Origin of the sequence: Trichocoleus sp. FACHB-40, from assembly GCF_014695915.1 — a bacterium.
Lineage (GTDB): Bacteria > Cyanobacteriota > Cyanobacteriia > Cyanobacteriales > FACHB-T130 > Funiculus > Funiculus sociatus.
In genome coordinates this window covers 73,101-85,097 of the sequence record NZ_JACJPF010000055.1, presented here as the reverse complement: position 1 = coordinate 85,097, position 11,997 = coordinate 73,101, and the positions used below count along the sequence as shown (strand labels likewise).

Here is an 11,997-nt window from a genome sequence, read left to right as displayed (position 1 = left end):
TAGGTTGGATTGAGAAACCTCACCCAACATTGATATGGGTTTGATGGGTAACTACAAATAATGATCTCCATCTACTTAGTAATTAGTAATCAGCCATGCAAAGAATATTAGAACCCGAAGTCATGGACAGTTGGGAAGAAGCAACTGAATATGACGCAATGGATTTCACTCAGATAAACGCGGCTTTTGCTCAACGTGCGATTGAGTTAATAGACTCCCCAACTGCAACCATTCTCGATGCTGGAACTGGTACGGCGCGAATTCCTATTTTAATTGCACAGCAGCGAAGTCAATGGCAAATTATCGGCATTGACATGGCAGAATCTATGCTACAAATCGGCAGGAATAATGTAGAGAAGGCAGGCTTACAACAACAAATAAGCTTAGAATTAGTTGATGCCAAGCACTTACCATATCAAGATGGTAAATTTGATATGGTTATTTCCAATAGCCTTATCCATCACCTGCCAAATCCACTGCCTTTTTTACAAGAATTGCAGCGAGTGCTAAAGCCTAATGGTGCGATTCTCCTCCGAGACTTAATTCATCCTCCTAGTGAAGAAATTATCAATTCTCTGGTTCAAAGTATCGGAGAAGAGTACAACGAACACCAGAAAAAGTTATTTCGCGATTCTCTCCACGCCGCCTTTACTCTAGATGAGGTGAACGAGTTGGTGCAACAGGCTGGATTGTCCAATGTTACAGTTTATCAATCAAGCGATCGCCATTGGACAGCAGAACGATTTTGGAATGCCTAATTTATGACTTTTGCTAACATCAATAGGAAGCTGTTTTACCTCTAAAACAGCTTCCTTAAAAATATTAACTTTGTTCCAAAGAACGTTGACAATTTTTGAAATTCATACTTTAATATAAGTGGTATTGACAGGGTAGGCATGATGCCTGCCCTCTCGCTTTTTTAGTCTTAAGATTTAGTCGGGTCGGCATTGCCAACCTTAGAGTCCAACACCAGTTTTTAGAGGTCAGGGTAATTGTGAAAGTAGGATTTTTAGGAACTGGGTTAATGGGACAGCCGATGGTTAAAAGGCTGTTAGAAGCTAAAATTTCGGTGGTTGCATACAATCGCACCCAGTCGAAATTAACACCTTTGCGAGATGCGGGTGCTAAAATTGCCGACTCTCCGCAAGAAGCAATTCGCGAGTCTGAGTGTGTAATTTTGATGCTGACAAATGCTACAGCAATTTATGATACTTTATTGTCCGAAGCTTCTCGACAAGAATTAAAAGGTCGGACAGTCGTTCAAATGGGGACGATTTCGCCAAGCGACAGTAAAGCGATCGCATCTGAAGTTGTTGCTGCTGGTGGCGAGTATATTGAAGCACCCGTACTGGGAAGTATTCCGGAAGCCGAGGCAGGTAAATTAATGGTAATGGTGGGTGCTTCTGGCGAACAATTTCAAAAGTGGTTGCCATTACTAAAAAACTTTGGTTCAGAACCCCTGTATATTGGTGAAATTGGTGCTGCTGCTGCTGTGAAATTAGCACTCAATCAACTGATAGCTTCTTTAACAAGTACCTTTGCACTAAGTTTAGGATTTGTTCAGAATCAAGGTGTCGAAGTCGATAAATTCATGCAAATTCTGCGACAAAGCGCCCTTTACGCACCAACATTTGATAAAAAGTTGCAGCGGATGTTAGATAGAAACTATGAAAATCCCAACTTTCCGACTAAACATCTGCTGAAAGATACTAACTTATTTCTTAGTGAAGCTAAGTCAGAGAGTTTGAATGTCAGCAGTTTGGAAGGCATTCGCGAAATTTTAGAACTAGCACAAAATATGGGTTTGGCTGATGACGATTATTCAGCCTTGTTTTCTGCTATTAATCCAAAAAATGAATAATTAAACGCAGAGGGAGGCAGAGGATTATTTGCCTCCCTCTGCGTTAAAAATTCCCTTAGAAAAAATAAACTGTACACGCCATAATAATTTCTGAACAAAGAATTAACTAGAAGTTAATCAAAGCTTTGTCTAAGGTTGATGAACGCCAATTAAGCTGTTCTACGCATAAATCCGGAGAACACCATGTCTTTATCACGGCGGCAATTCTTCACCTTAGCAGGCACAAGTGCTGCGGGTGTTGTTTTAATGTCCCCTCTAGAAGCTCTTTATACCAGAGTAGCCAACGGTCAATCAGTGAGTGGGGGAGGTTATGGCCCGCTTATTCCAGACCCTAACGGTTTATTAGATTTACCTCGCGGATTTCAATATCGCGCCTTCTCTCGCACCGGGGACATGATGAACGATCGTAACCCAGTACCCGGTGGTCACGATGGCATGGCTGCTTTCCCCGGCCCCAATAACACAACTATCTTAGTTCGCAATCACGAATTAAGCCCGAATTCCACCACGCAAGTTGCCGGACTCAAGTACGATAATCTCTGTAAAGGTGGCACAACAACGCTGATTGTAGGGCCGGATCGCCAATTAAAGAGTCATTTTTCTTCCCTAGCGGGAACCTACCGTAACTGTGCGGGTGGCCCTACTCCTTGGGGTTCGTGGATTAGCTGTGAAGAAAATACCTCGACTCCCGCTACAAACGATCCAGTTAATACGACGGGTAATGTCGAGAAACGTCACGGTTATAACTTTGAAGTTCCGGCGGAGGCAAAAAGAACAGTGGTTCCTGTGCCTCTAAGAGCAATGGGGCGTTTTAACCACGAAGCAGTTGCAGTTGATCCCAAAACTGGAATTGTTTATGAAACTGAAGATAGAGGAGATAGTCTCTTCTATCGCTTCATTCCAAATCAACCGGGCAAACTTGTGGAAGGCGGTGTTTTGGAAGCTTTGAAAATTAAAGGAATGCCCCAGGCAATTACTAAAACTAATTTCCCGGTGCGTAAGCCGATGGAAGTTGAATGGGTTCGCATCGACAATCCTGATCCTGATACGGATACTTTCAATCGTCTTGCTACACCAGAAAGCACTCGCGCCCAAGGTTTTAGCAAGGGAGCAGCCCAATTTACACGCGGGGAAGGAATCTGGTACGGCAAAGGGGAATTTTACTTTTGCTGCACGGATGGTGGAGAAAAAGAATTGGGCCAAGTTTGGCGCTACGTTCCTGGTACAAATGCACAAGAAGGCGGTACTCTCGAACTATTTGTTGAACCAAACAATGAAAATGTATTAGAGGGCCCGGATAACATTGTTGTGGCTCCTTTTGGCGATTTGATCATCTGTGAAGATGGTGACGACGAGCAATTTGTAGTCGGCGTGACTCAAAAGGGCGAACTCTATCAATTTGCTCGGAATGCGATCAATGATAGAGAGTTCGCTGGTGCCTGTTTTTCACCCGATGGACAGACCATGTTTGTTAATATTCAAACCCCAGGCATCACGTTTGCTATTTGGGGGCCTTGGGCAAGAGGATAAGAATTGGTAATTGATAATTGTAGAGACGTTTTTATGACATCTCTACAATTATCAGCCCCGATTACCGATTATCTGCAACGTAAACATTGGTGGTATAGACTAAATAGACAAAGCCTCGCTCATTACAAGCGCTTGCATATAGTTCTTGTAAATCAGAGATGAGTTGTTGTTGTGCTTGTCCTTCTTTTGGAATGTAGGATACACTTTGCACTCTGCCAATTAATCCCTGTAAATCTAACTCTTGCTGATACTCAAAAGTTAGGCAGCGGACATTAGGAAAATGGGAATTGGACAAAAGCGGATCTGCACAAACCATCCGCTTTTCTGCTGGATGATTGTTTGATGCAGCCTGAATTATGCGGCTGTAACTTGCTGTGAATTCGTCGTTGCACTCTCGATTATTCCACACTACAGCTAATCTACCATTGGATTTAAGAATGCGGCGAAACTCTTGCAAAGTTGGTTCCGGATTAAACCAATGGAAAGATTGGAAACAAGTTACCAAGTCAACTGATGCTTCGGGTAAATTAGTTGCTTCCCCTGTCCCTTCACGAAACTCCACTACCGGATGCGGTAATGCAGCTTCTCTCATGGCTGCATTTGGTTCGATAGCAATTACCCGCACCCCACGTTCAGCTAAAAGACGTGAAGATATACCCGTACCCGCGCCAATATCTGCTGCTACCAGTTGCGAAGGTTCTCCCAATCTTTCCAGAATAGCGTCAATGGCAGGGGTTGGATAACTCGGTCGATGTTTCGCATAATCCGCCGCCCTGTCAGAAAATCGCGAGAGGGGATTCATTGCGTGTAGGGGAGTGTCTTTTGAGTTAGTTTCGTTCACGAGTAGCACCAACTAACAACTTTTCACTATAGCAGCCCTATTTAATTTGTAAAAAAAACGAACCGCTGAGACGCAGAGAACACAGAGAAAGAGACGGGGGAGAATTTTACAACTATTGCAAGGATTGTTATATATCAAGTCAAAAAGACTAGAGGAAGTAACAAGAAAATACGCAAGTGTGTTGTTTAAAATTGGCTTATACGTTGTGTCTCCATAATAAGAGAATAGATGTATCGCGCTATAGTGATAATTGCTATATAAATTATCAAAATTGGCAAGGTTTTTTCCTAGCTCTAGACTTTACTTTGATGTTTATGATACAATAATTCTGACTAGGAATAATTAGGCTTTAATATTCTTCAAGACAGACTTCTATTATTTTAATAATAGCCCTATAACAGCCGCTTTTTAGTAACATTCAATACAAGGTTTTAATTTCAGATGGCGTTTGGTGGGAGATGCCCACCAAACAAAACCTACTTAAAATTCCCCTAGAGCATCGCTACGTTTTCTTCTGGTTCGTCTCCGTAGTTTCTGTGCCACCAAAGCTGCTTCTCGTTCAGCTTTATATAAATCAATTGGTCGCGTGGTTAACACTAATGAGCCATCTTGCTTTTGTTTCATGTAAGGTACAGTCCTTGTTTTGTATTCGCAAATTTCAGCCTTCTTGTTGATGGCTCTCAATTCAGCGTTAATTTGAGTGGAGATGTCTTGGAGTTCAAGGATTGCCGCATCTAACTCACTTGAAAGTTGATTGATGCGTTGTGCTTGTGCCTCCAAGCTTTTCAATCTGTCATTCAGCCTTTGCTGTAGCAGTTCTTTGTAGCTTTTTACTGGCAAAGATGGAATAAACCTCGATGAGTTAGCTGTCGGTTGTGGCAGTGCTTTAGTAGTGGTAATAGTTTGCAATGAAACGCATTTTTGCTGAGAATCCAACTGTGCGGGATGCCGTTTTGATTTGCCGCTTAAGAGTGGAACTACTTTGAGGTTTGCTTGCCCTTTTCTCATGTCGAGGCTCGGATTAGCTTAATAATACAAATGTACTATACAACGAGTGCGATCGCTACCCGCTATAGCAATTTGCATTCCTGTAAAGCAATATAGGTGGGAACGCAGTTAACAAACGGAGTGCATATAATGGCAAGAGTTGCCTCAACCATGTTGCCGCTAGGCACATTAGCCCCCGATTTCCAACTACCGGATGTTTTTGGTGAAACAATTTCCCTCGCCACCATGAAAGGGAAACAAGGATTATTGGTGATGTTCATCTGCAAGCATTGTCCATTTGTCAAGCACCTAGAGGCACAATTAGCGCAAATTGGTAAGGATTACGAAGATAAAAATCTTGGAATTGTGGCAATCAGTGCCAACGATGCCAGCAACTACCCGGATGATGCCCCCGACCAACTTCAGGCAATGGCTAAAGAGTTGGGATTCACTTTTCCCTTGTGCTATGACGAGACTCAGGAAACTGCCAAGGCTTACACAGCAGCTTGTACTCCGGACTTTTTTCTTTTCGATGGAAACAGAAGTTTAGTGTATCGCGGTCAATTGGATGATAGCCGTCCTGGTAACGATAAGCCTGTAACTGGTCAAGATTTACGAAATGCGATTGATGCAGTCCTGGCAGGTAAACCAATCTCCGATGTCCAGAAGCCCAGCATCGGCTGCAACATCAAATGGAAACCCGGAAATGCACCAGCCTATTTTTCATGAGGGATGAGGGATGAAGGATGACTAAAAAATTCGCCCTCTGTCCCTCTGCGCCTCTTGCCGTTTGCCTTTACTTGCTTGCCTTACTTGCGGGATGTGGGGATAGTCCAACAGATGCCCAGTTGGAGGAATGGCGAAAACAAGCGATCGCGCGAAACACGACGATGATTGCTGCCCATAAAAAAAATCGGCAGCAACAACAGTGGGAACTAACGATTCAGGGGCAAACCGCTAGGGAAGTAAGATTATCTATGCAACAATTAGATGCCCTAGCAACTACCCGTATAAAGACGCGATCGCCTCATAACACCAACAAAGCTGATGAAATTCTCGACTATCGAGGCGTTGCCATCTCAAAGCTGCTGGAATTGGGTACCACTCCCGCTACTGAAATTACCTTTGTATCTTTTGATGCCTACCGAGCCACAGTTAGCCGCGAAGATTTGCTTAAGTACCCAATCATCATCGCCTTAGAAAGCAATGGTAAACCGATTTCCCGCAGCGACGGTGGCCCGCTTTCCCTAGTTTTCCCCTATACTAAGTACCCGCAACTCCAGCAAAATTATCCCGACCGCTTTTGGGCATTTTACGTTACCAACATGATAGTTGGCACCGAGCCAATACAGTTGCGAGTAGGAAAAAGCCAGCTTAACGCCAAAGACCTCGACCAACTAGAACAAGTCACCATTGAAGAAGCCGTCGGCTACCCAATTGGCTGGCCGATCAGCAAAGTGAAACTTCAGGGTGTGCGAGTGCGAGACGTTCTGGCGGCTGCTGGTGTGACCCTGCCAGAAGTTGCTGCGGTTGTATTTCGGGGGAAAGCGCCAGCCTCCCGCGATGCCAAGAATCCGATTAGTATCTTGGCAAAAGATATACGTGAGTGTGACATTCTACTTGTCACACGCTGGGGCGACAAACTCGACCCTATTCCTGCCAAGATGGGTGGCCCGGTAACGCTGGCGACAAGCAGCACTTGTCAACAATCAGGTGGCAATCGAGAACGCGCACCTCAACATCAGCGCTGGCTTACTTTTGTTGAGGAACTAGAAGTCAGCAAATAATGGGGACTGGGGATTGGGGACTGGGGACTGGGGATTGGGGATTAGGAACTGGGGACTGGGGACTGGGGATTAGGTAAAACTTTTCCCAATTAGCAATTAGCAATTAGCAACTAGCAATTATGAAGGTTCCCGCGTTCCGTTCTATTCACACCCAAATTATGACCGCCACAACACTTCTGATTGTGGCGATTGTCTCCTCTATGGTGTGGCTGTGGGCTAAGAACGAGAGCCGTCTTTACCGCTACCAGAAGCGGCGCGAAGTTCAGCAACTTACGGTAGCTTTATCTAATGCCTGGACGAACGAATTACAGGATCAAAACTGGGGACAGATCCGGCTGGGTGTGAATTCACTTGCTAGAAGAAACCAAGATTTTGTTTACATTTTAATCTCAGATGTGCGGTTATCAAATCAAATTGTTGCCGCCAGCCATAGCGATTTTCAAGAACAGTTTTTTCCGGATATTATACCTGTAGAAATTACCGAATCTGCCCTGGAAGTATATGATCAAACTCTGGTTGTAGAAACATCGCTTTTACGGGATATTAGCTTCAACAGCAAGACAAGGGCGCGTCGAGGGGAAAAAATAATTGAAACTGCCGCAGCTATCCGCGACTCATCAGGGCAAAAAATCGGAACTTTGCGGATTGGGATGTCTTTGCGGCAGGTAAATCAAGCGGTAGCGAACGCAGTGGAAAAAGCCTTTTTAGTTGGGGTTTTCGGACTTTCCTTCGGGCTTTTCGGGGCATACCTTTTGGCAAAGCAATTGAGTAACCCGGTGCAGCGACTGCAAATAAGTGCTGCCAAAATTGCCGCAGGCGATTTAGAACATCGCGCGGAAATCCACCGCCGAGATGAAATTGGCGCACTAGCGATCGCCTTCAACGAAATGTCAGCCTCGCTACAGACTTTATTCAACAGATTCCAGAAAACCATCGAGTCGTTTTATCGCTTCGTGCCAGAAAAATTTCTATTGGTGATTGCACCCGAAGGCATCGAAAATATCCATGTAGGTTTCGCCTCAACACGCATTATTACCATTCTGTTTGCCGATATTCGCGGCTATACAGCAATGTCGGAACAAATGACACCGTTGGAAACATTTTATTTTTTAAACGATTACCTTGCCTGTATGGGGCAGGTAATTGACAGCACAGGCGGCTTCATTGACAAGTATATTGGCGACGCAATTATGGCGCTATTTGACGATGAAGCGACCGACAGCGCCCTCATAGCGGCTTTAGCTATGCGGCAGCAACTAAAAGTATTTAATGAGGAGCGAAGTCATCGAGGTTTGCCAACCATCGACATCGGCATTGGCATCCACCGGGGCGAAGTAGTCATGGGTACAGTCGGTTTCAGCTCCCGCATCGATTCTACAGTCATAGGCGATACAGTCAACGTAGCCGCTCGTGTAGAGAGCCTGACCAAAAACTACGACAGCAGCATTTTATTAACGCAGCCAGTCGTCACCGCCCTACGGCATCCGAAAACCTTTCCCCTGCGCCTAGTAGATAAGTTTGTCAGAGTCAAGGGCAAAGAAGAACCTGTAGCCATTTACGAACTAGATGGTTAAACAACGTTGAGTTTTACAAAGCCCTAGACTTCCATTGCTCCGGAGTTTTGAATTCAAAACTCAAAACTCTTACAGTGCTTGCGCCCGCAACCAAGCGACGGGCAAACTCAGCAACTTTCGGGGAGTAGGGACATAGGCTCTTTTGGTAAATACGTCGTAATCATTTTTTTCAATCGCATCAAGAATCTGGCTGTACAACATTAAAGCTGCCCAGACAGGCCAGCGAACCTCCGGACTCAGATAGCTGATGCCTTTTTCTGCCTCCCTATAAAATTTACGCGCTCGTTGAATTTGGAATCGCATCAATTCGCGCCAGCGCTCGTCAACCACACCATTGATTAAATCCTGTTCAGTGTAGTTAAAGAGGGCTAATTCGTCTAGAGGGAGGTAGATCCGGCCCCGACGGGAATCTTCCCCAACATCTCGTAGGATGTTGGTAAGTTGGCTGGCAATTCCCAGTGCGATCGCTTGCTGTGTGGGAACATAAGCATCTTCATTCCAAGGTGTCACGTACTGCTTGGTATCGACACCCATCACAGATGTTGACATCAAACCTACAGTACCAGCCACCCGGTAACAGTACAGATGTAGCTCCTCAAAAGTCTTGTACCGACTGCGGTATAAATCCATCCGTTGTCCGGCGATCATATCCCGAAACGGCTCAATATCTATTGAGAAGCGTTGCAGCGCATCCACCAACGCCACATCTGGGTCATCTACTGGCTCGCCAGCAAAGACCGATTCCAGCTGTTGTTCCCACCGATCCAAAGTTTCAGGGGTTGTAATTCCGGCTTCGGAGCCGTCTACCAGTTCATCCGTTAGCCGACACCAAGCATAGATAGCCCAAATGGCTCGCCGCTTGGGTTTTGACATCAGCAGCGTACTCGGATAAAACGTTTTCGCGTACTTAGCCGTAATCTGACGGCAGAGTTCGTAGGCATCCTCTGTTGAGGCCAGCGTTCTCATGCGGGGGAGTTTAGACAGTTGCAGCATTCATTGCAGGCTGAAAAGTGGGTCAGTTGTTAGTTGTCTATTGTCCGTTGTTTGTTGCCAGTTGTCTGTCCTCTGTTGTCAGTTGTGGGTTCTGTGTTGTCAAATTTGAATGTTGCCAGGTTGGAAGGTTGTTAGAACGAAAATCCCTACCCAAACTTTCAACTTGGCAACTTGACAGCTGTTCCCTGACGACCGACGACTGATGACTGACTGCTGACGCTTGGCAACTGACGCTCGGCGACTAAGGACTGATCGCTTACAATTGCCTGCGCTGTCAGCTTACCAGAAAGTACGGCACCCTCCATACTTGCCAGGAAACGCTGCATTGTATAATCGCCTGTCAGATAGAAATTTGCAATCGGTGTTTTTTGTGACGGGCGATACTGTTGACGGCCTGGAATTGCCTTGTAGACTGAGCGCGGCGTTTTTACAACGTGATATTTCAGCAATTTTGTGGGGTTATCGCAGCCGAAATGATCGGGGAAAAGTTTTTTCAACTCATCCATCGTCGCATCGATAATTTCCTGGTCGGATTTGCTAATCCAATCTTTTGCAGGTGCTAGAACTAATTCCAGCATGGATTTATCCGGGTTAGCGTAACCGCGACAAGTGTTGCTCATATCAGCATATACGTTCAAAAGAGGCGATCGCGAAAACAGCAATTGGTCGATTTGCGTCAGCTTTCGATCAAACCACAGATGCACGTTAATGACCGGGACACCCTCTAAACCGTCCAGCTTTTGAAAATACTCCATCTTTTGCCAAGGCTGGGGTAGCATCACCTTCAGGGGGTCTACAGGCATCGCCGAGACGTACATATCAGCCGTGAGAATTTCATCCTCAGCACCATTCAACCCGCGAATCAGAAATCCTCGCACCGTGCCATCTGGATTTAGTAAAAATTCTTTAATTGGTGCATTCAAGCGCACTTCACCGCCACGCTCGGTGATATAATCCACCATCGGCTGACACAACCGCTCTGTCGGGGAGCCATCCAGAAAAGCCATTTTCGAGCCATTCTTTTCCTGAAGGAAGGCTCTTAGGGCAGTTAGCAGAACTACAGCCGAAATCTCATCTGGATTGATAAAGTTTAGCGATTTAGATGCAGCGATAAAGATATCTTGTTGTACTTCCTCACTTACACCTTGCCGCTTCAGCCATTCAGAAAAGGTATAATTATCCGTTTCGTCAACATACTTTTGCCCCCGCAGCATCGCTGGAACCAAACCTTTAGCTAACTGGATTTTCTCACCCCAGGTCAGCATATCGTTGTTCCGCAAAATTGCTACTATCCCATTCAAGGGCGCAGGCAAATCGGGAAAATCAAACCTACTATAAGTACCTGGTTTTTCGGGCTGGTTGAAGATCATAGTGTGTTCTTTCCACTGCAATCGATCTTCGATATCCAGTTCCTTGAATAACTGCAACATATTGGGATAAGCCCCAAAAAAGACGTGCAGCCCAGTTTCGTACCAGTCGCCGTCAGCATCTTTCCAAGCAGCAACTTTACCGCCCAGTACGTCCTGCCGTTCGAGGACGATGGGAGTGTGTCCGGCATCTGTCAAATATTTAGCGCAGGAAAGTCCTGCTAACCCCGCCCCAGCGATCGCAACGCGCATTTGATGGTCTACCCTTATAGGTGAAAAGCGTGTTTTCTCGCTCTCATTATACTTTGCATTTCGTAACAAAACCTAGAGGCCGAAAATAAGTGCTAATTAGAAATTGCTAATTGGGAAGATATTTTTCCCTCCTCCCCAGTCACCTCTCCAATCTCCAGTCCCTAGCAACAGATGAGTCAAGACAACCCCGATGCACCTCAACCGCTCTCTGAGCAAGATACAGCACTCTCTAGAGAGCTGGCGGCAGTACGGGATCAACGACACCGCCTGTATTTAAAGCTTAATGGCTCGCTCAAAGCGTTGTTTAGTCATTGTGAATGGAGAATTACTCGTCACGACAACGGGATGACTGAACTGGAGGTAATTTGTCCAAGTATGGTGGTTTATAAGCGGCTATTACAAAAAGTGATTATGATTCAAAGCCGCTTGGAGGATACAGTGAGGATTAAGCACACTAAATTTACTCTTTGTTATCCGCCAAATCCTCAAGCTTATTATGAGCATGAAGTCACTTTTCAACAGTGGTCAAATACTAATTCTTATGATGAGGATCAGGAGTTTTAGGTTTAAATAAAAAACCTGCTCTTTAGACGCGAAAAACTAGCAAATTCCCTTATATTGCGGAATGCTGGGTGTTTAATATCGCCATGCCTGAGCGGGTGCATCTTATGTTTTGCAAAAATAGTTAGCGATTCCAGTCTGTGGGCGTGCAAATACGGGATGCTCCCTGTCTGAGCCTTTTTGCTAAGTATGCGCTCAGTTGCAATTGCCCATAGAGTGTTATTTCGTCCGCTTGTTTTATCAA

Annotated in this window: 11 protein-coding genes; 7 read left to right on the top strand and 4 right to left on the bottom strand. The window is 45.2% G+C overall.

The genetic code is table 11. The features are described from left to right. Positions 1-95 precede the first annotated feature (95 nt). The 3 genes from H6F63_RS12505 (at position 96) to H6F63_RS12495 (ending at position 3,391) form a co-directional block, all read left to right on the top strand. The gene (locus tag H6F63_RS12505) at positions 96-758 is read left to right on the top strand and encodes a class I SAM-dependent methyltransferase (RefSeq protein ID WP_190637786.1); all 663 of its coding nucleotides are present in this window, start codon (positions 96-98) and stop codon (positions 756-758) included. Between the two features lie 236 nt (positions 759-994). Further along, the gene (locus H6F63_RS12500) at positions 995-1,861 is read left to right on the top strand and encodes an NAD(P)-binding domain-containing protein (RefSeq protein ID WP_190637784.1); all 867 of its coding nucleotides are present in this window, start codon (positions 995-997) and stop codon (positions 1,859-1,861) included. A 183-nt stretch (positions 1,862-2,044) separates the two neighbouring features. Then, a complete protein-coding gene (locus tag H6F63_RS12495) occupies positions 2,045-3,391 on the top strand; it encodes an alkaline phosphatase PhoX (RefSeq protein ID WP_190637782.1) in 1,347 nt (448 codons plus the stop codon). Between the two features lie 61 nt (positions 3,392-3,452). Here the strand turns inward: H6F63_RS12495 and H6F63_RS12490 are convergent, their stop codons facing one another. After that, a complete protein-coding gene (locus H6F63_RS12490) occupies positions 3,453-4,193 on the bottom strand; it encodes a class I SAM-dependent methyltransferase (RefSeq protein ID WP_190637837.1) in 741 nt (246 codons plus the stop codon). A 519-nt stretch (positions 4,194-4,712) separates the two neighbouring features. After that, positions 4,713-5,240: a hypothetical protein gene (locus H6F63_RS12485; protein WP_190637780.1), complete on the bottom strand. Its 528-nt coding sequence runs from the start codon at positions 5,238-5,240 to the stop codon at positions 4,713-4,715. Positions 5,241-5,369: 129 nt separating this feature from the next. On the opposite strand from H6F63_RS12485, the gene H6F63_RS12480 reads away from it, so the two are divergent. The 3 genes from H6F63_RS12480 (at position 5,370) to H6F63_RS12470 (ending at position 8,580) form a co-directional block, all read left to right on the top strand. Beyond that, positions 5,370-5,948, top strand: a complete 579-nt coding sequence (locus H6F63_RS12480; RefSeq protein ID WP_190637778.1) for a thioredoxin family protein — start codon at positions 5,370-5,372, stop codon at positions 5,946-5,948. A gap of 17 nt (positions 5,949-5,965) precedes the next feature. Further along, positions 5,966-7,006 carry a molybdopterin-dependent oxidoreductase gene (locus tag H6F63_RS12475; RefSeq protein ID WP_190637776.1) on the top strand — a complete coding sequence of 347 codons (1,041 nt, stop codon included), beginning with the start codon at positions 5,966-5,968 and terminating at the stop codon, positions 7,004-7,006. 119 nt (positions 7,007-7,125) lie between these two features. Continuing rightward, positions 7,126-8,580, top strand: coding sequence for an adenylate/guanylate cyclase domain-containing protein (locus H6F63_RS12470; protein ID WP_190637774.1), 1,455 nt, complete (start codon positions 7,126-7,128; stop codon positions 8,578-8,580). Positions 8,581-8,649: 69 nt separating this feature from the next. Here the strand turns inward: H6F63_RS12470 and crtB are convergent, their stop codons facing one another. Together crtB and pds are read right to left on the bottom strand one after the other, a co-directional pair. Beyond that, a complete protein-coding gene (crtB, locus tag H6F63_RS12465; RefSeq protein ID WP_190637772.1) occupies positions 8,650-9,573 on the bottom strand; it encodes a 15-cis-phytoene synthase CrtB in 924 nt (307 codons plus the stop codon). Between the two features lie 158 nt (positions 9,574-9,731). Then, entirely contained in the window at positions 9,732-11,192 is a 1,461-nt protein-coding gene (pds, locus tag H6F63_RS12460) for a 15-cis-phytoene desaturase (protein ID WP_190637770.1), read from the bottom strand. Between the two features lie 171 nt (positions 11,193-11,363). On the opposite strand from pds, the gene H6F63_RS12455 reads away from it, so the two are divergent. Beyond that, entirely contained in the window at positions 11,364-11,756 is a 393-nt protein-coding gene (locus H6F63_RS12455; protein WP_190637768.1) for a hypothetical protein, read from the top strand. Positions 11,757-11,997: the final 241 nt, after the last annotated feature.

What these genes read in the sequence shown, in the direction of transcription:
- H6F63_RS12505 (WP_190637786.1), top strand. Translation starts at nt 96, where the DNA reads ATGCAAAGAATATTAGAACCCGAAGTCATGGACAGTTGGGAAGAAGCA.
- H6F63_RS12495 (WP_190637782.1), top strand. Translation starts at nt 2,045, where the DNA reads ATGTCTTTATCACGGCGGCAATTCTTCACCTTAGCAGGCACAAGTGCT.
- H6F63_RS12490 (WP_190637837.1), bottom strand. Translation starts at nt 4,193, where the DNA reads ATGAATCCCCTCTCGCGATTTTCTGACAGGGCGGCGGATTATGCGAAA.
- H6F63_RS12485 (WP_190637780.1), bottom strand. Translation starts at nt 5,240, where the DNA reads ATGAGAAAAGGGCAAGCAAACCTCAAAGTAGTTCCACTCTTAAGCGGC.
- H6F63_RS12480 (WP_190637778.1), top strand. Translation starts at nt 5,370, where the DNA reads ATGGCAAGAGTTGCCTCAACCATGTTGCCGCTAGGCACATTAGCCCCC.
- H6F63_RS12475 (WP_190637776.1), top strand. Translation starts at nt 5,966, where the DNA reads ATGACTAAAAAATTCGCCCTCTGTCCCTCTGCGCCTCTTGCCGTTTGC.
- H6F63_RS12470 (WP_190637774.1), top strand. Translation starts at nt 7,126, where the DNA reads ATGAAGGTTCCCGCGTTCCGTTCTATTCACACCCAAATTATGACCGCC.
- crtB (WP_190637772.1), bottom strand. Translation starts at nt 9,573, where the DNA reads ATGCTGCAACTGTCTAAACTCCCCCGCATGAGAACGCTGGCCTCAACA.
- pds (WP_190637770.1), bottom strand. Translation starts at nt 11,192, where the DNA reads ATGCGCGTTGCGATCGCTGGGGCGGGGTTAGCAGGACTTTCCTGCGCT.
- H6F63_RS12455 (WP_190637768.1), top strand. Translation starts at nt 11,364, where the DNA reads ATGAGTCAAGACAACCCCGATGCACCTCAACCGCTCTCTGAGCAAGAT.